This window comes from Microbulbifer epialgicus (genome assembly GCF_041447265.1).
Lineage (GTDB): Bacteria > Pseudomonadota > Gammaproteobacteria > Pseudomonadales > Cellvibrionaceae > Microbulbifer > Microbulbifer epialgicus.
On sequence record NZ_JBGMEK010000042.1, the window covers coordinates 13171 to 32711 of the forward strand.

At 50.0% G+C, this 19541-nt stretch carries 17 protein-coding genes; 8 read left to right on the top strand and 9 right to left on the bottom strand.

The annotated features are described in order from the left end of the window. Positions 1–20: 20 nt before the first annotated feature. From dinB to ACCI49_RS16225, 5 genes are all read left to right on the top strand, one after another. Positions 21–1097: a DNA polymerase IV gene (gene dinB, locus ACCI49_RS16205; RefSeq protein ID WP_026304883.1), complete on the top strand. Its 1077-nt coding sequence runs from the start codon at positions 21–23 to the stop codon at positions 1095–1097. A 308-nt stretch (positions 1098–1405) separates the two neighbouring features. Next, complete coding sequence (locus tag ACCI49_RS16210; RefSeq protein WP_020411364.1) at positions 1406–1933, top strand: RNA polymerase sigma factor; 528 nt, start codon at positions 1406–1408, stop codon at positions 1931–1933. Positions 1934–1946: 13 nt separating this feature from the next. Next, complete coding sequence (locus ACCI49_RS16215; RefSeq protein ID WP_371840128.1) at positions 1947–2396, top strand: hypothetical protein; 450 nt, start codon at positions 1947–1949, stop codon at positions 2394–2396. 104 nt (positions 2397–2500) lie between these two features. Beyond that, positions 2501–3100, top strand: a complete 600-nt coding sequence (locus ACCI49_RS16220) for a hypothetical protein (protein ID WP_020411366.1) — start codon at positions 2501–2503, stop codon at positions 3098–3100. 3 nt (positions 3101–3103) lie between these two features. Then, the gene (locus ACCI49_RS16225) at positions 3104–3433 is read left to right on the top strand and encodes a hypothetical protein (protein WP_020411367.1); all 330 of its coding nucleotides are present in this window, start codon (positions 3104–3106) and stop codon (positions 3431–3433) included. 23 nt (positions 3434–3456) lie between these two features. Here the strand turns inward: ACCI49_RS16225 and ACCI49_RS16230 are convergent, their stop codons facing one another. The 6 genes from ACCI49_RS16230 to ACCI49_RS16255 all read right to left on the bottom strand — a co-directional run bounded on the left by ACCI49_RS16230 (position 3457) and on the right by ACCI49_RS16255 (position 8619). Further along, positions 3457–3918, bottom strand: a complete 462-nt coding sequence (locus ACCI49_RS16230; RefSeq protein WP_020411368.1) for a MaoC family dehydratase — start codon at positions 3916–3918, stop codon at positions 3457–3459. A 94-nt stretch (positions 3919–4012) separates the two neighbouring features. Continuing rightward, the gene (locus ACCI49_RS16235) at positions 4013–4789 is read right to left on the bottom strand and encodes an SDR family NAD(P)-dependent oxidoreductase (RefSeq protein WP_020411369.1); all 777 of its coding nucleotides are present in this window, start codon (positions 4787–4789) and stop codon (positions 4013–4015) included. Between the two features lies 1 nt (position 4790). After that, positions 4791–5567 (bottom strand): SDR family oxidoreductase, encoded by a 777-nt coding sequence (locus ACCI49_RS16240; protein ID WP_020411370.1) that lies wholly within the window; start codon positions 5565–5567, stop codon positions 4791–4793. Positions 5568–5625: 58 nt separating this feature from the next. After that, the gene (locus ACCI49_RS16245) at positions 5626–6681 is read right to left on the bottom strand and encodes a phosphotransferase (protein ID WP_371840129.1); all 1056 of its coding nucleotides are present in this window, start codon (positions 6679–6681) and stop codon (positions 5626–5628) included. Continuing rightward, positions 6674–7906, bottom strand: a complete 1233-nt coding sequence (locus ACCI49_RS16250) for an acyl-CoA dehydrogenase family protein (protein ID WP_020411372.1) — start codon at positions 7904–7906, stop codon at positions 6674–6676. The genes ACCI49_RS16245 and ACCI49_RS16250 overlap by 8 nt, the downstream gene beginning before the upstream one ends. Before the next feature lie 35 nt (positions 7907–7941). Beyond that, on the bottom strand, positions 7942–8619 hold the full coding sequence (locus ACCI49_RS16255) for a histidine phosphatase family protein (protein ID WP_371840131.1): 678 nt from the start codon (positions 8617–8619) through the stop codon (positions 7942–7944). Positions 8620–8727: 108 nt separating this feature from the next. Here ACCI49_RS16255 and ACCI49_RS16260 point away from each other — a divergent pair, with 108 nt between their 5' ends. Then, entirely contained in the window at positions 8728–9621 is an 894-nt protein-coding gene (locus ACCI49_RS16260) for a LysR family transcriptional regulator (protein ID WP_020411374.1), read from the top strand. A 212-nt stretch (positions 9622–9833) separates the two neighbouring features. Then, positions 9834–11870 (top strand): oxidoreductase, encoded by a 2037-nt coding sequence (locus tag ACCI49_RS16265; protein WP_371840132.1) that lies wholly within the window; start codon positions 9834–9836, stop codon positions 11868–11870. Positions 11871–12022: 152 nt separating this feature from the next. On the opposite strand, the gene ACCI49_RS16270 is transcribed toward ACCI49_RS16265, so the two are convergent. Both ACCI49_RS16270 and ACCI49_RS16275 read right to left on the bottom strand, forming a co-directional pair. Next, on the bottom strand, positions 12023–13111 hold the full coding sequence (locus tag ACCI49_RS16270; RefSeq protein ID WP_371840133.1) for an MFS transporter: 1089 nt from the start codon (positions 13109–13111) through the stop codon (positions 12023–12025). Beyond that, entirely contained in the window at positions 13071–13316 is a 246-nt protein-coding gene (locus ACCI49_RS16275; protein ID WP_371840134.1) for an MFS transporter, read from the bottom strand. The genes ACCI49_RS16270 and ACCI49_RS16275 overlap by 41 nt, the downstream gene beginning before the upstream one ends. A 574-nt stretch (positions 13317–13890) precedes the next feature. Between ACCI49_RS16275 and ACCI49_RS16280 the strand changes: the two genes are divergently transcribed. Next, the gene (locus ACCI49_RS16280; RefSeq protein WP_371840135.1) at positions 13891–18681 is read left to right on the top strand and encodes a CapA family protein; all 4791 of its coding nucleotides are present in this window, start codon (positions 13891–13893) and stop codon (positions 18679–18681) included. Between the two features lie 7 nt (positions 18682–18688). Here the strand turns inward: ACCI49_RS16280 and ACCI49_RS16285 are convergent, their stop codons facing one another. Then, positions 18689–19378, bottom strand: a complete 690-nt coding sequence (locus tag ACCI49_RS16285; protein WP_371840136.1) for a TIGR02466 family protein — start codon at positions 19376–19378, stop codon at positions 18689–18691. Positions 19379–19541 lie beyond the last annotated feature (163 nt).

The window sequence follows — 19541 nt, forward strand, 5'->3', positions numbered from 1 at the left end:
AGACTGTATATAATCACAGCATGCGAAAGATTATCCATTGCGACTGTGATTGTTTTTACGCGTCGGTTGAAATGCGAGACGATCCCAACCTGCGTGGGCGACCACTGGCTGTAGGAGGTAGCAGTGACCGCCGTGGGGTTATTTCCACCTGCAACTACGAAGCGCGCAGCTATGGGGTGCGCTCCGCTATGCCTACCGCCCAGGCCAAGAAACTCTGCCCTGACTTGATTGTAGTACCCGGTAACATGGCTAAATACCGGGAGGTTAGCGGGCAGATCCGCGAGATATTCCTCGACTACTGCGATGATATTGAACCCTTATCCCTTGATGAGGCCTTCCTGGATGTCACGAATAGTGCTCGCTGCCAGGGCAGCGCCACTCTCATTGCTGAAGAAATCCGCCAGAGGGTAAAAGACAACCTGGGTATCACCATCTCCGCTGGGGTGGCGCCAAACAAGTTCCTGGCCAAGATTGCCAGTGACTGGCGTAAGCCCGACGGCCTCACAGTTATTACCCCCGACGAAGTAGATCAATTTGTTGTGCGCCTGCCGGTTGGCAAAATCCATGGTGTCGGCCGGGTAACCGCTGAAAAAATGCATCGCCAAGGCATTCATACCTGCGCGGATCTGAGACGTTATTCTCAAATCGAGTTAAGTAAACTTTTTGGTAAATTTGGCCGCCGCCTTTATGAACTGAGCCGTGGTATCGACGAGCGCCCGGTTAGTGGTGACGGTGCACGTAAGAGCGTCAGTGTAGAACGTACCTTCAGTGAAGACCTGTGTGAATTTGAGGAATGGCTGGAGCAATTAAGCGCACTTTATATGCGCCTATTGGAACGGGTGGAAAAGCTCGGCGATCGCTACGAAGTTAATGGCGCCACCGTAAAAGTAAAATACGCGGACTTTACCCAGAGTACCCATGAGCGCAGTAGCCGCGCGGGAAGAATCTCTGAGTTTCGGCAGCTGCTACAAGAGTGCTGGGAAAAACGGCCGAACCCTATTCGTCTCCTAGGTGTCGGGCTCAGGCTGACCGACTTACGCGCAGGCAAAGGTCCTGAGCAGCTGCCTCTGCCACTACCAGAATTACTACTTCGATAATTTTTCCACCAGACATAATATTTCTTTTTGCGCCACCTCCCCTTTAAAAAAGGCTTAAAGCGACAATCAACCGCTCGTCAAAAACTGGCGTTGGCCGTTACCCGATGTAAAACCGGGTAAGAAACGGACATCTATACTTCGCAAGCCCAAAGACTCTTAGCCAACCTCTAAAAAACCAGAGTCCACCGGTGCCTGAGAAAATATGTAAGACGCTTAAACATACTACAATTTCCATTATCAACGCCGTATAAACCCAGGCTCCAGAAGCCACCAGAGCTCGGATTATCCGCGTACGGAGGCGCGACAACTTGTCCCGCAAAGCATTTCAACATCTGACAGACGAAGCGCTCCTCGATCACTACAAGGAAACGCGTAAAACTGTCGTATTTCACCAACTTTATACGCGCCACAAAGACGCCTTGTATCGCTATTCAATACAAATGGCGCCAGCCTCTTCCGCAAAAATATTACAAGAGCTCTGGCAAAAAATATTGGAAAACCCGCCACAGTTACATGGCAGGCTTTTTCGCAACTGGTTATTTATTCAAATCAACAAAGCTCTGCGTGAACAACAAGCATTGAACGAGCACAAGTCTACTGCAGTCGATTACCGAAAAAGTGCCGTGCTCGTAGCTATCCAGAAACTTCCCTCCTTGCAGCGCAACATTTTGCTTCTCCATATGGAGTGCAAGCTTTCCCTCGCCACTGTCGCAGATATTGAGCAGATATCCCTGAAAAAGTGTCGGGAATACTATCATCGGGCAAAGGAGCAAATTGAAACGCTGGTGTACGGAGTACAACCAAAACCCTGGCAAGTGGAGGTTATAGAAGAGTGATCGAGGTAGAAGCATGAGCAATTGGGAGCACCAATATCGCGAAGAGGTGTCAGCTTTTACCTCCCCGCAGCAACTGGATACCCAGGTGTTACAGCAAGCAAAAAGGCTACAGCCGAAAAAAGATATCGGCCGAATACTGTCCAGAGCCTCACTCGGCTGCGCCACCATCGCTGCCATCTTAATGTTGGTGCATCCAGCACAGCACCTGGGAGCCCTGACCCCAAGGATGACCCCAGAAAACGAAAGTCCTCAACCCGAATTGGAAATCGCCCGGTGGCAGCCTCCTCAAATAGAGTCTGAAACACAGGAAGACCCCTGGCAGGCATTGAGAAATCAGGTTACAGCGGGAAACTATATTGCTCTATGCCAAGAGTGGCGATTACAACAGAGGACCACAGCAAAACAACCCTTACCTCGTGAGCTGCGCAAATTCGCACAAAAGCGCTGTCGCATCCTGCACTAGCGACAGTCAGTTTTGTGTATTACCGCAGCTCCTATTTGAAATCCGGGTATCGGTTTACCAATCGACTCTACAGATGGAAGTCGTAATTAAGGCAAACCTTTCAAGTGCAGTTTGGTTTTACTGAAATGACCTTGATTGACGAAAAACTCCCCACCGAAAAACCAGGCAAAAATCCAGTATTAAAAAATAGCCTAGCCGTGGCTGGTATCTACGGTGCCGGTGGCCCAAGTGCGGGAGACAACCGAGCACTCAGCGCCCTGATCAATGAAATGGGTGGAAGCATGTTTGGCCCAGGCGAGAAGCGCCGGGCTCGAAAGTATCTTGTCCAAGAGGCTAGGCAGAAAAAAAGCCTGATGCTATTTGGCTATAGCCGCGGAGGTACCTCCGCAATTAAGCTTGCCAATATGCTCGGTCGTGTTGGGGTCACTCTAAATCACTTGGTGGTCTTTGATGCACACAGCATTTTTGATAGTAGGACTTTCCACCTTCTGTATGACAACGTCCTCCAGGCCCACAATTTTTTTCAGAGAAATCCGAGAAGCGCTGGACGTTATGGCTGGTGGGGAAGAAATCCTTACTGGGGGAGCCCGTTGATATCAAATTTTATTCAAGTACAGCAGGTCAACTTTACCGGTGCCTACTATAAGAAAGGGATTCCCGTTTCCCACTTGAATATTGTGCGCCAATCCCTGGCATCTCTATAAATAATGACTGCTGTCAATAAAGTATTGGAAGGCAGGGTCCTAACAGAGCGGACACGCTCACCCAAAGCAGGGCTGGATCTATATCTACTTCGTTTGAATGAACCGGTAATGTCGATGCAAAGTTGGGATCGCATTGCAACTGCCCGGAGTGATCGAAATGGCCGTTTTTCTTTTAATATCAGTGAAGCCGGCCCTTATGAGCTGCGCTGGAAACACGAAGCTGACGCGGTAGAACATGAGCTTCATATAGGTGATTTTGATACAAAAAAACAAATAGAAGTTATTTATTCCAACAAAGAAAGAAAGGTCTTCCCCTGGGCTAAAGACCTTTAATAAAGCTGAGCCCCTACCATTTGTTATTTGGTCAGCTGTAGAAACAAACACTCCGCCACGAATGCCGGCCTGACCTCTCCTTCGATATCCATAGTTGCCTGTAACCTGATCAAAAACTGGCCCTGCTTTTTCTCATTGATATCACAGATTTTTGCCCTTACAGCGACTCGGCTACCGACTTTAACTGGCCGAATAAATCGAACCTTTTCCAGTCCATAGTTTACTACCATATGCATTCCCTCAATCTGAATATCGAGCTTCTCTATAAAATGCGATAGCAGTGACAGAGTAAGGAATCCATGAGCGATAGTCCCCCCAAATGGTGTCTGCATTGCAGCTTCAGGGTCAACATGAATAAATTGCCGATCCAGAGTACATTCAGCAAAATTATTAACGCGCTGCTGATCTATCTCCAACCAGTGAGTGGGTTCAATTTCCAGTCCGATAAACTCACCAATTCTCTCTGGCGGAATTAGGGTAGGCATAGAAGGTTCCTTCTTCTGTGTTTTAGCGGGATTAACAAATCGGGGCAGCTGCAATGAGATTGCGGCTGCCCTCGATATTACTAGCACAAAGGAGCTAGTATGCCGATAAACCGCCATCCACCGCTAGTGCCTGGCCCGTAACATAAGTCATCTTCGGAGAGAGTAGCATCAACATAGCCGCTACCACTTCTTCAGGCTCGCCAAGACGCTTCATCGGACAACCCTCGGCGAGAAAAGCCTGTACCTCTTCCGGGCTGGCCCCAGGGGCCTCCACAGAGGTCACCATAGGCGTCAGGCAATAGAATGGGCAAATGGCATTGACCCGAATGCCATATTTGGCATTTTCCATCGCCGCAGTTTTGGTCAGCCCGATAACCCCATGCTTGGCGGCTGCATATGAGGCAATTTTGGGTGCGCCACCCAGTCCAGCCATAGAGGATACATTGAGCACTACACCGCCACGATCTTTCATTAATGGCAGCTGGTGCTTGAGTCCGAAAAATACGCCCTTCAGGTTTACATTGTACTGGTGGTCCATCATCGCTTCGTCAGTCTGCTTCAGAGACATCATCGGCGGAGCGATACCGGCATTATTTACCGCCATATCCAGGCCACCGAATTCGGACTCAGCCAGTTGCACGAGAGCAACACAATCCGCTTCAGAGGAAACATCACAGCGTTGAGCGCGCACCTGGATACCATCACTACCCAGGTCATCGGCGAGTTGCATCAGGCCCTCTTCATTGATATCTCCAAGCACCAGGCGCGCTCCACGAGATCCCAATTCTTTAGCCAGCAGCTTGCCAAAACCACTGGCGGCGCCAGTAATTAGGGCAACCTGGTTGCCGAAATCCAATATTGGATCTTGCATGTTAAATTCCCCCACAGGAAGTCATTCCGCCATCCACCACTACACATTCCCCCGTGGTGTAACTGGACGCATCAGAAACTAAGTAGAGCACAGTGCCCGCCATCTCCTCAGGCTCAGCGTGACGATGCATGGGGATATGGCCGATTGCAGTTTTATAAATATCCTCGTGAGTAAAAAGCGCCCCGGCAAACTTGGTTTTGGTCAGCCCAGGCAATAGGGCATTAACACGGATATTGAACTGGGCACATTCCTTGGCAAAGGCTTTGGTCATATTGACTACTGCCGCCTTGGTGATGGAGTAGATCCCCTGGCCCACGCCAGGCTGCAGGGCATTCACGGAGGCAGTATTCACAATCACACCACCACCTTGTTCGCGCATCAACTTGCCCGCCTCCACAGACATAAAGAAATAGCCGCGAATATTCACTTCAACCGTTTTTTCAAATGCCGCAAGATCGGTATCGAGGATATGACCAAAGTAGGGGTTGGTAGCCGCATTGTTGACCAGGATATCCAGCCGCCCGAAGCGCTCGCGAACATCGGAAAATACTTTCTGGATGTCTTCCATATTGCCTATATGGCAGGGCATCGCTTCTGCTTTACCACCGGCATCGACAATCGCATCAGCAACGGCTTGGCAGCCTTCGATTTTCCGGCTGGATACCAATACATGGGCGCCCTGCTCTGCCAGCAGTTTTGCAATTGCCTCACCAATGCCTCGGCTCGCACCGGTTACCAGAGCAATTTTTCCGGTGAGATCAAAAAGACTCTTTGCCATTTTTTATCCTTATCATTTTCCCAAAAGCGAAATAAATTGTATCGAGATGACCTTCTAACTAACTCGCCTCGCTGGCGATGCTCATTGCCGTTTGTGCCAGTGGCGCCACCAGCGCGCCAAGGCTCGCCGCATTGCGATTTGAGGCGTTTCCATCCTGTGCGCGCTTGGCTACTCCCTGGACTATCGCCGCCAGGCGGAAAAAACTAAACGCTAAATAAAAAGGCCAGTGATCAATGCCCTCAATCCCCATACGCTCACAATACTTGGCCACATAAGCCTGCTCCGAGGGAATACCCAGCGAAGCAATATCCAGCCCCAATAACCCGGACATCTTGTCGCCCCCAGCAGGCATACGCATTTGCATGCACTGATAGGCAAGATCCGCAAACGGGTGGCCCAAAGTAGAAAGCTCCCAGTCCAGCAGCGCGATAACTTTGGGTTCTTTAGGATGGAAAATCATATTGTCGAGGCGGTAATCACCGTGTACCAGAGCTACCCGACCATCGTCTTCCGGTAGCGCACTGCCAAGCCATTCGATCAACTCTTCCATCGCCGCAATAGACTGTGTCTCGGAAGCCCGATATTGCCCCGTCCAACGCTCCAGCTGCCGCTGAAAATAATTTCCTGGGCGGCCGTAATCAGATAACCCCAAAGAGTCGATGTCGAGACTATGTAAAGCAGCGAGTACTCGATTCATTTCATCGTACATAGCACTGCGCGCAGGGGCGTCCACTTCGGGAATTGAAGCATTCCAGAAGATCCGCCCCTCACAGTATTCCATCAGGTAAAACATGGAACCGATCAAATCCCGGTCTTCACATAAATGAAAAACCTTGGGTACCGGTACATCAGTATCAGCCAAAGCAGACATAACACGGTATTCACGATCCACAGCATGAGCGGATTTCAATAGTTTTCCCGGGGGCTGCCGGCGCAATACATAGGTATTTGAAGGGGTTTCCAGCTTAAAGGTGGGATTGGATTGACCCCCAGAGAATTTACTCACTTTCAGTGGCCCGGAAAAACCTTCAACATTTGCGCTGAGGTATTCGCGCAACTTTTCCAGTGGCAAAGCTTCCACCGAACTACGGGATTCCTTTACTGTTTCAGACATGCTCCTCTCCCTGTGCAGTCTCTATGGCATAACGCGCAGCCAGGTTGCGTCCCAACTGCATCATATGCACTTGGTCCGGTCCATCGGCTAAACGGATAGTGCGCGCGTAAGCATAATGGTGGGCCAAGCTATAGTCCTGGCTCAACCCTGCCGCACCGTGAATCTGGATAGCGCGGTCAATCACCTTGCAGGCCATTTGCGGTGCAACAATTTTAATCATGGCGATCAGGTCTTTGGCCGCTTTATTGCCAAGCCGATCCATTTGCGCTGCAGCTTTTAAAGTTAGCAGACGCGCCTGCTCAATTTCACAGGCAGACTTGGCAATATCCTCCCGCACAGATCCCTGTTTGCTCATGGGGCGACCAAACACAATACGTTTTTCCGCGCGGCTTGCCATCATTTCCAGGGCGCGCTGGGCCTGGCCAATCAGGCGCATGCAATGGTGAATTCTGCCCGGCCCCAAACGTCCCTGAGCTATTTCAAAACCACGCCCTTCTCCGCGAATCAGGTTAGACGCGGGCACCCGCACATTATCAAAGATCACCTCCGCATGACCTTCTGGGGCATCATCGTAACCAAATACCCGCATGGGCCGAATTATTTTTACCCCAGGGGTATCGGTGGGAACCAGGATTTGAGATTGCTGGCGGTGCCGATCCGGATTAGCGGGATCGGTCTTGCCCATCACAATCATGACCTTACAGCGCTTATTCATCAGGCCACTAATATAAAATTTATGACCATTAATCACATATTCATCGCCATCGCGCACGATGGAAGTTTCAATGTTCGTGGCGTCGGAAGAGGCTACCCTGGGTTCGGTCATGGCGAATGCCGAGCGAATATTGCCTTCCAGCAATGGCCTCAGCCAGGTTTCCCGTTGCGCTTCCGATCCGTACTGGGTCAGTACTTCCATATTCCCGGTATCCGGGGCGCTGCAATTAAAAACTTCTGAGGCAAATAAGACCTTCCCCATCTCTTCCGCCAAAGGCGCATATTCCAAGTTGGTAAGGCCGGCACCATAGCGGGAGTCGGGTAAGAATAAATTCCACAGCTCAGCCTCCCGGGCCTTTTCTTTTAAAACCTCCATAATAGGGGGCTCGCCCCAGGGATCATCCTGTAACTGCTGAATATAAGTACTCTCAGCAGGATATACATATTCCTGCATAAAGCTTTTGAGCCGCTCCAACAGGCCCTTTACCTTTTCTGAATATTCAAACTCCATGTCTTCTCACCTTTAATTGCGTTGTAGGTTTTAATTCAGCTGTAAGTCACGGAAGTGTGGCGCTCCTCTCTCTCCAAATGAGGCACGTGGTTAAAACTGTTCAAGCTAAGTCCCTGCCCTGCGCTAGAGAAAAAACGGGTAGTGCCGGTATTCTGTATCTGCATGTTGAGTTTGATCACCGACTCGGGAGGACCTCCCAATACCTGCCGCACCATCATGGCAATAGCCCCACCGGAACTGACTACCAGGGTTTTACTGCCTTTGGGGGTATCGCTGATGAAATTCAAAACTTCACGAATGCGATTTTCGAATGCCTGCCAACTCTCTGCAGGAGCAATTTCCCCTGCGGACCAGGCGAGCATGCCCTGCATCAAAAAACGGTAAAAATCGGCACGGGGTGCGTTGGGGCCGGGGGTAGCTGCGGAATTTTTTTCACTGTAAAGACGCGCCACCTCATGGAAATTAAATTCATCCAACTGGGAAACTACCGTCAAGTGGCTGTCTAAATCGATGCCAAGACCTTCGCAAATGCCCACGGTGGTCTGCCGGTGGCGGCGCAGGCTGCCACATAAAATCCGGTCAAATTTCTGGCCAGTCTTCCGCCAGTATTCTCCCAGCCAGCGGGATTGCTGCCAGCCAACATCGGAGAGATTGTCGTAATCATCGGCGCCGAAGGACGCCTGTCCATGGCGCACCACAATTGATTCGGCCACAGCGAGTTCCTCTTTTTATGGAGCTCCAACCCTAGCCCTCTCGTTTGAATCATCAAAGTTTATTATGCGAATATGTGATCATTCACAATGGTTATGAATGGGGCACTTATGCAGCTGCAAAAAATGGATATGAACCTGTTCCTGGTTCTGGAGGCCATTTATAGCGCGGGCAACCTCACCCGTGCGGCTGAACAGTTGCATATCACCCAACCTGCGGTGAGTAATGCTTTGGCACGACTGCGCCGTACCCTGGACGACCCACTATTTATTCGCGGCCCATCCGGCATGACTCCCACCCCCCTTACGGAATCCATTATGCCCAGGGTGCAGCAGGCCCTTTCCCTGCTTGGTACCAGCCTGAATGAACACCGCCAGTTCAACCCCGCCCTGGCACGCAAAACATTGCGACTGTCTATGAACGATATGGCAGAAACCCTGTTGCTACCGCCCCTCTTGGAACGCCTGGAAAAAGAGGCGCCGGGTGTAACAGTAGAGTCATTCCACGTGCCCAGGGATCAGCTGGCAAAAGAACTGGCCGCCAATACGTTGGATTTCGCCCTGGATATTCCTCTGGCAACAGCACCCCAGCTGCAGCAACAGCGCCTGCACCAAGACCGCTATCTCTGTATGTTGCGCAATGGGCACCCCTTGGCCGGGGAGTCAAGCCTGACACTGGATCAATATCTACAGCTGGAACATATCCATGTCTCCAGTAGGCGCACGGGTCCTGGGTTGGCAGATATAGCTCTGAACAAACTGGGGCGGCGACGCAATATCAAACTTCGAGTACAGCACTACCGAGTGGCGCCTTTGGTAGTGTTACGTACCGACTTGGCTCTAACAGTACCGGCGAGTCTGGCCAGTCAATATTCTGCCCGTCTATTCGAGCTGCCATTCCAAATACCCCTGATGGACTGGCACCTGTTGTGGCACAAAAATCTACACGAAGATCCCGCCAATCGCTGGCTGCGAGAGCAGCTTCTCGCGGTTTTGGCTGTGTAAATAAACAGATGAAAATCCCTTTAAAAACAGACATTTCCGCCAAATGAGAATGGGACGCAAATAGTTTAATAAAACGTCAGGAATTGATCACTGAATTCGACCGGAAAGGTCACTGTTTCACGTCAAAGGCTCTTGTTATCCTGCTGGGCAACGATATGCACTTTTTTGCATATATACATGAACCCCAAAGGTTACAAGAAGAGAATTTTGCCATGTCCCAAGCCTACCCTAATATGCTTGCCCCCCTGGACCTGGGCTTCACCACCCTAAAAAACCGGGTGCTGATGGGCTCCATGCACACCAACCTGGAAGAACACCCCGGTGGCTTTACCCGTTTGGCGGCATTCTACGCTGAGCGCGCCCGCGGTGGCGTTGGCCTGATTGTAACGGGGGGTATCGCGCCCAACGAAGAGAGTGGCGTATTTAAGGGTGCCTCTAAAATGAACACCCCGGAAGAGGCGCAACAGCACCGGGAAGTGACCGAGGCCGTTCACGCCGAAGGCGGCAAAATCTGTATGCAGATCCTGCATACAGGCCGCTACGCTTACAACGAAAACCTGATTGCTCCCTCCCCCATCCAGGCTCCGATCAACCCTTTCACTCCGCGCGAGCTGACCAGTGAGGAAATTGAAGGCCAGATCGACGATTACGTACGCTGCGCCACCCTGGCCCGCGAAGCCGGCTACGACGGCGTGGAGATCATGGGCTCCGAGGGTTACTTCATTAACCAGTTCATCGTAAAGCGCACCAACAAGCGTACCGATGAGTGGGGCGGCAGCTTCGAGAACCGTATCCGTCTGCCAATCGAAGTGGTTCGCCGTGTGCGCGAGGCTGTTGGCGAAGACTTTATTATTATCTACCGCCTGTCCATGCTGGACCTGGTGGAAGACGGCAGTGACTTCGACGAAGTAGTGGCCCTGGGCCAGGCTATCGAAAAAGCCGGCGCCACGATTATCAATACCGGTATCGGCTGGCACGAAGCGCGTGTTCCCACTATCGCCACCAATGTACCCCGCGCCGCATTTACCGATATTACTGCCAAGGTGAAACAGCACCTATCTATCCCGGTAGTTGCCAGTAACCGTATCAATGTACCGGAAGTGGCCGAAGAAGTTCTGGCCTCCGGACAGGCCGATATGATCTCCATGGCGCGCCCATTCCTGGCAGATTCCGATTTCGTCAACAAGGCCGCAGAGGGCCGCGCCGATGAAATCAACACCTGCATTGGCTGTAACCAGGCCTGCCTGGATCACACCTTCCAGCTGAAGCTCACCTCCTGCCTGGTCAACCCACGCGCTTGTCATGAGACTGAGCTGAACTACCTGCCTGCCGAAAACGTGAAAAAAGTTGCTGTTATCGGTGCCGGCCCCGCCGGTTTGGCTGCCTCCACTGTTGCCGCCGAGCGCGGACACCAGGTAACCCTGTTTGAAGGCAGCGACAGAGTCGGTGGCCAGTTTAATATCGCCAAGCAGATTCCCGGCAAGGCAGAATTCCAGGAGACCCTGCGCTACTTCAAACGCCACCTGGAAGTGACTGGCGTTGAGGTCAAGCTCAATACTATCGCTACCGAAGAAGACCTGCAGTCTTTTGATGAAGTGATTATCGCCACCGGTATCGAGCCGCGCACTCCACCGATCCCAGGTATTGAGAGCGAAAAGGTGCTGGGTTATCTGGACGTACTGAAGCACAAGAAACCAGTCGGCGAAAAAGTGGCCATTATCGGTGCGGGCGGTATCGGTTTCGACGTGGCGGAATACTTGACTCACGACGGGCCCCACTCCACTGAAGAGGAAGTAGTTGCCAGCGATAAAGAAGAGTTCTTTAGTGAATGGGGTGTGGATATTGAGCTGGAACAGCGCTCTGGCCTGAAACCCCGCGAAGCAGTAAGCACTCCGCGCCAGGTCTACCTGCTGCAACGCAAAACTACCAAAGTGGGTACGGGCCTGGGTAAAACCACTGGCTGGATTCACCGTGGCAGCCTGCAACACCGCAAGGTAGAGATGATTGCCGGTGCTCTTTATGACAAAATTGACGATAAAGGACTGCATGTTCGCATAGGTGAAGAAGAGCGACTGCTGGAAGTGGATAACATTATTATCTGCGCCGGCCAGGAACCCGCTCGTAAACTCTATGAAGCGCTACAGGAGCGCGGTGTGAAGACCCACCTGATCGGTGGGGCCGACGAAGCCGCAGAACTCGATGCCAAACGCGCTATTGACCAGGGCTCACGCCTCGCAGCAGAGATCTAAAAAATTCCCCGGCAATATTCTTGTCGGGGAATTTCTCTATCAAATCAGAACGGGAAGCTCCATCTGCTTATTACTGGATTTCCCGTTTTTTATGCCTCACAGATACCTTTCTATTTATATATCCGCAAACGTTTTAATTAGGGTGCCTTTTACTATCCAGTGGCTTTGGCACTTTCACCTGAAGAGATTGTCGGCTCTTCCCGTTCCGGCCAGTGTGGGCGGGAGAGGTAAGCTGTTGTGCGATAAAGCACGAATACTACACCGCAAAGCGCGAGCAACATCCAATAAAGCGTCGGTCCACCCCACCACTCTAAAACCACCCCTCCAGCCAGTGGGGCCAAGGCCCAACCGAGAGCGTAAAAGGAAGAGGCCCCAAAATAGGTACCGCGTAAATGCTCAGGCGCCAACCGGTCTATCTGTACGCTCATGGTTGGAAAGAGAATCGCTTCAGCCAAACTGAGGATAAAAGTCGCCCCCATCCAACCCCAAAACCAGTGCACCGGATTTAGGGCAAACCACATTTGTGCAGCGGCTAATATCACCAGCCCGATCATAATTCGCCCATTTATATCCAGGTTTCGCATCAATTGCATGAGTGGAAACTGCAATAATACGATGGTCATTGCGTTCACAAAAATCATGCTGGATATCAGCTCAACCAATCGCGGAGCCTCTGCCCGTGTCAGATATTGCACCAGACTGGAATCCATATGAGCATAGATAAACATCGTGAGGATATTGGCAACAATCACAACCATAAACACCTGATCCCTGCGCAATATCGACAGGGTACTGCCTAAATCGACAGAGCCATCACCATTGCTCTTTGCGAGCTGTCCCGTCTCTGTTTTTGCAAATCCCCAAATAAACGCCAGTGCCAAGAGCAAATAACTGAGAGAAGTTAAGCCAAAGGTGGACTGCTGCGCACTGAGCCCCGCCCATACACCAACAATAGGCCCTAATGCGGCTCCCGCATTAATAAGGAAATAACGCAGCTGCAGGGCCAACTCACGACTTGCCTGGTTATCAATTAAGTCACCAATCAAGGCGCTGGCTGGCGGCTCCCAAACAGCACGACCGATTGAGCAGAGGGTCATTGCCAGAATAAATCCTGGTAACGTTTGGGTTACTGCCAGTAGGGCAAAAGAACATAGGTTAATTACCGAACCTAACAACAGAATATTCCGGCGCCCATAGCGATCAGACAGGGCGCCCATAGCGATCAGACAGGGCGCCCACATAAAAGCCCAGCAGCGCCGCACCAACTGCCGAAGCACTGAGGATCAACCCTATTTCCGCTGCACCCAACTCAAACTTATTGAAGAGGAGAATGGCCAGAAAAGGCCAAACCATAAAGTAAGTGCCACGGCTAAAAAAACTGCCTATTAATATTATCCAGACCAGAGGAGGAAAACTCCTGAGGTTCTGCCACCAATTCCAGCGCATTGCCTAATACTCCGCATCAATTTCTTCCTTGTTCTCAAACAGTCCATTCAGACTCTTTGAACTCCGCGCCAAACAGCAAGACCTAAGCAAAAACCAGGGAGGACAGCCCTTCACACAGGCCTAATGCCCATGTATCGCCTTTAAAGTCGACAGGGTAATCAACCGCGAGGGCCAATATCTAATTGGTCGGTTAATAGTTTTCTGACAAAAAACCCGAAAGGATCGCCTTTCGGGTTTTAGGGATTGGCAAGTTTTTAACCTGCAAAATCATTCAACCTGGACATTAACCCCTAAGAGCATTCAGGGATTAATTAAAAGAACCTTTGGCACTTTGCGTGCTTTCCATCCTTTAGCGCGGCACCCCCATACTATCCAAGTGGATTCGTTTTGAAAACCTAATTTTCATTATTTATAAAAAATATTATTACAGATGATTTCGCCAGTCATGCTTTATCCCATGACGGCAAGATCTGTACGCAAGTCTATACTCCAGCAGGAATGTCCTCCGGTAGTTATCAAGGAAATAAAAGCTACAAATTCTGCCAATTCGGTATCCAGAGAGAACAATAGCGACATGTCCCTATCCAGTATGCTTATGCGGGCACGCCCCCTGGTAGAGCAGGCACTGCGCGAGCTTAGCCCTCCATACACACTTTTTTTTTCCATTAGTGACACCAAGCAACGTGCTGAGGTACGACATACCAATGCCCAGGACTTTACCAGTGCCTGGCAGGAACTCGCTACAAATATCCGCAAAGCTGCCCAGCAGGCAAAAATAGAACCCTGTTGGCTGAGAGTAGACTGGGTGACTCGCAAGAGCACAATGACCCTTGCAGGTCTTAATGAACTTCTGCAAGACACCAAGCGCTCATACTTCCGTTACGGCTTGGCCCTCGATATCGACTGTCGAATTGCTTTCCTTGAACAGGAACTCAATGGCAATGCCATGCTCTATGGCGGCAACAAAATCGACCATGCCTTCCTCAATGAGAAAAATTTTCTTTCATACAGTAAAAAGCGCTTTGGCCAACAGGGGGAACTGGATTTCTCCGATGAGCGCAGCATTGTCCTCCTGTCCACCGAGGGGCTCTTCTGTGAGATAGAGCAGGAACCAGTGTACTTGTATGGGGCGGGCCTGGATGCCGGGCGCCGTATTATCGATGTATTAGACTATCAGCAGGTTACGGAACTCATCAAAAGTGGCAGTCATTACCTGACCAGCCAAGTAAAAACCAATGGGCTTTTTCACTACGGCTGGCACGCCTGCTTTGATAGGGAGATCAACACCTACAACAACCTGCGCCACGCTAGCAGTACCTATGCGATGATTGAGGCCTGGGAGGTTACAGAAGATGCTTCCCTTTTATCTGCCATTCAGCGCTCACTAAATTTACTCACTAAAGAGCTCATCAAAACCATTCCTCTAAATACCGGAAAAGTGGGCGCTTTCCTGGTAGAGCCAAATGACGAAATCAAGCTCGGCGGCAATGCGGTCAGCCTCTTGGCGCTGGTAAAGTATTCCGAAGCACTGCAGACCCAGGAATATGCGGAGTTAATGGAGCAACTCGCCCAGGGCATAGAATCTATGCAGGACCCGAAAAGTGGTCAGTTCAACCATGTCCTCGAATACCCCACTCTTAATATCAAGGACCAGCACCGGGTTATCTACTACGACGGTGAGGCGGCATTTGGTCTTATGCGTCTATATGGCTGGAACAAGAATGCACGTTGGTTGGCGGTGGTGGAAAAGGCATTTGACTATTTCATTATTTCTGGTCACTGGCGTGCCCATGATCACTGGTTGAGCTATTGCGTCAATGAACTCACTATGTACCGGCCAGAGGAGAAGTACTATCAATTTGGCATCCGTAATTTTGCCAACTATCTAGACTTCGTGGAAAACCGCATCACCACCTTTCCCACCTTGCTTGAGCTTATGATGGCCGCGGAAAAGATGGTGGCTCGGCTGGGCCAGCACAGTGAATTCCGTTATTTACTCGATCAAATAGACTTGGAGCATTTCTATCGAGCATTGCATAAACGGGCTGCTTATCTATTAAATGGGCACTTCTGGCCTGAATATGCAATGTTTTTCAAAAACCCGGCAAAAATCCTGGGCAGCTTTTTTATCCGACACCATGCCTTCAGGATAAGAATTGATGATGTTGAACATTATTTATCAGGGTTAATTGCTTATCGTAATTTCCTCCTTGCCCAGGATAAGTTAGAGCCACCAGTTTCAAAAGCCACTCAAGCGGAGATGGAGAGTCTCACCAAAGAAAGCACTCTCCATCCCGAAGTAGAACCGAGGCCAGTGCTTGCCTGGGGGGGAGATGTCAACCTAGGCCGGCGCCAGCACTACCGCACCGCCCAACTAGGTGTAGAGCAAGTACTTGGAGGAATTTCCGCCCTAAAAGATGCCGATATCAGCATAGTTAACCTTGAGTGTGTTGTTGCCACAACGGGAGAGCAAGGAATATCCAAAGGCGAGAGATCACCCTATTACTACCGTGCCAGACCGGAAATGTTGAAGGTACTTGTTGCAGCAGGTGTTGATATAGTAACCACCGCAAATAACCACAGCGGAGACTATGGTCCCGTAGCGTTAATGGAACAGGAAGACTGGCTAAACACCACGGGCATAGGCTACGCAGGGTCCGGTGAGAACCTGAATGAAGCCTTACAACCAGCCTTCCGCTCCGCAGGGCCCATTAATGTAGCCCTATTCTCCCTGGATGCCACCCAAGCCCGTTTTGCCGCCGGCCCTACCACTGCTGGATGTGCACATCTCCCCCTTTCCATGCCTGAACTGTGGACAAACACTCTAAAACCCCGAATTATTGCTGCCCGGGCAAAAGCCCATGTGGTGCTAGTTGCCGTACATTGGGGCGCTAATATGGAATCTTTTCCCAGCTCGGAGCAGATCGCCACAGGGCATGCCATTATCGATGCAGGCGCTGATGGGGTCTTGGGAACCAGCGCTCACAATTTACAAGGTATTGAGGTCTATCGAGACCGTCCAATTATCCATGATGCCGGAGATCTGCTCTTTGATGCTGTCCGAGACAGTTTCGCCGATAGTGGCATATTTCGCCTTCAACTCAGTGTGCATGGTGTCGAGCAGATTACCTTTGTACCTGTAGGCGTAGGCTTTGGATTTAGTAAACAGTTAACTGGTGAAGCCGCAAGAAATCTGAGTGAGCGGTTTGCCAGCCAGTGCCTGCCGCTAGGAACCAGACTCGAGTTACACGAGGATGGCTTTTGTACTGTAAAATTGACACCTCCGCAACGTACTACAGGCAATCATTCAAGATTTCCCAAAACCCAATACCATCTTGATCACTTAAATAAACACCCCTTATTAAAACCACACTGGCACGTAGACTCAGTCCCAGCTGACGCCCGTATAACTCCAATGAAAATAGGACCACTGGAGTTGCTCGGAGTACGATTTTATCCTCGGGAAATTAAGTCCCGGCAGATACTATGGGTGGAATCCTTTTGGCGTAGCACAAACGAAATCCGAGAAGATTTTCGCCTGGATTTTCGCGCATTACCAGTGGAGAAAACCTCAATGCCCTACTGGGGGAAATCCATGGATCATGACCCTTGCGACTGGCAACTGCCCACGAGCCGCTGGAAACCAGGTAGTATTTACCGCGATCTTTATGGGCTAAGGGCCCCCGCCAAAAGGGATATCGCCGAGGTCGATCTTCAGTTGCATATAGGTTTGGTTTCCAATAGCACTAAAATCAAGCCGGTTCCCGTAGCAGGTATGATCACCCAACTGAATTTTTCAAAAAAGGACAACTCCTGCAAGCGTAAAGTACCTAAATACAGATCAGAGTTCCCATCCATTATTTATAACCATCCGCCAGGACAAACCTGGAACGCCAAGCAGATTACCGCGATTACTGGTGGAACTTGGCTGGTGCCTCCGCCGGAAGAGTGGTTTGTACGTAGCGTAATTTCTGGCAGCAGCTTTATCGAGGATTCCCTGGACCCTATTCTTTTCGTCGCTCATACCAATCTTGACCGTTCCTATCATGAACAAAGCTCCAAGCCCCCCGCAAAATTTTGGGATTTTCATCAAAAACTGCCCTCATTTGCCCATCGCATTGCCGGTGCAATAGTAGCCCGCCCTGTAGAGGGACTGCCGAAACAACTTCCGGTACTGAAGGTGGATGACCCCATTAAAGCCATTATTGAACTGGGTCTTGCCGCCCGTGAGCGCTTTGATGGCGAAGTAATTGCTCTAACTGGGACAGCCGGTAAGTCCACTACACTAAAAATGATCGGACAGATTCTTGGCCCAAGGGAAAAGGTGCTCACGAGCCTGGGAAACTATAACTCCCGTGTAGGGGCGCCATCCATGCTCGCAAGTCTTAGTAAGGATCACGAATTAGCTGTTATTGAAGTAGCGCAAAGTGCACTATGGATGAAACGTGGTCCAATCACCCATCGCATAAAACCAACTATTGCCCTAATTACAGAAATTGGTATATCCCAAACCAATCGTAGTGTTAAAACGGTTGAGGATACGGCCAAATGGAAATCCCGTATCTTTGATGGCCTCACCGGTTGCGCCATTGCCATTGTAGGCGAACACCTCCAATGCTTTAACTATGTACTACGCAAAGCTAGGAAACATGCGAAACGAGTGATTATTTTTGGTGAAAGCCCCGAAGCAGAGATTCGGGTGATGAATATCCGTGCCGATGAATCAGGCAGCTGGGTACAATTACAGCTGCCGAACCGCAAACTGGAACTACGAGTACCCGCCCCCAGTACGGGTATGTTACATAACGCCATAGCTGCGATTTGCGTGACCTACGCTCTTGATAGAGACCTGGATGAAGCCACTTTGCGCCTCCAAAAACTGCGATTGGATGAAGGGCACTTACAGCGCATGACACTGACAATTGAAGGACAGTCTATCAGACTGATTGATGACAGCTGGAACGCAACCATAAGCTCAATGTTGAATGCATTATCCGTATTTTCGCAATGTAAGGTGAAAGGCGATGGTAGAAAGGTTGCGGTGTTGGGTAGGATCGTACACCTCGGCAAAAAATCTCAGGAAATGCACGCAAGCTTGGCCAACCCATTACTGAAAAGTAAAGTCGACTGGGTGATCACCCACGGGGAGGACATGTTACATCTGCGCGAATGCCTACCCAGTGAGATATTGGGTCCACATTTCTCAGACGCCCAAACTCTCACAGATTATCTTGTGGGATTTTGCCTGGATGGCGATCTGATCCTAGTGAAGGGTTCACGAAGAGATTCAGATTTTGGAAAGATACCGAGCCTCCTGAAAAAAATTTCCGTAAAAAAATCAAACGAAGCCACTATAGAAAAATAGTGGGCATTTAATCTGAATCCACCACCCGATCCTCAGAGAACTTTACATCTCCGAGAGAGAGCATACTATCACTCCGTCGCTTAACAGTATTGGTCTCAAGTTTTACATTGAAAGCTACACATATACGTAATGAATTGTCTTCCACTGGATTTACATAATGCAACAACCAATTGGGGAAAAGTACCATTCTACCTCCTCGCGGCATAACTCTCACCCTTCCTCCAAAATTGCTATTTGGAAGCTCAGTGGTGATGCACAACATTCTTGGGTCCAGGAATTCAATGATACCACTGCTCTTGCTCTTTTCTTGTGACAATCTTGACCTAACATAATACACACCGGACCAAGTACAGGATTCATGGTTGTGTATCTTCCTATAACTGTCTGCACGAGAAACATTAGCCCAGGCGTGAGCAAACATATCCTGGGAGGCCGGACTATACTTACCTCGTGTCACCTTCATCGTCATTTCACGAGTTACGGCAACAATACGTTGTTTTAAGGTAGCTATTTCTTTGTGAGGCCACTCTAGAAAATCTTTCTGAGAATCCCAGCTACCAATATTGGATCTTTTCGCTGCTGGTGTTGAAGTCTCCTTCTCAAGAATAATTTCCGTTAAACGGGCATTGAATTCCTTGGAGTCCGGCCAATCCTTAACCAAAATTGGGGTCCCAAAAGCCGATTTAATCTTGTACATAGCATTTCACCTTGAGTGCAATCGTGATTTCAGACCATCTTGTACCTTAAATAAAAAATTGCTGTAGTTGCCTCCGTATTAAAGAGCGGTTCAAGCTACCCATTTTCTAACTTTATGCACGATGACAATTTTCTCATACAATCTGAAATTTATTTCCCATCAC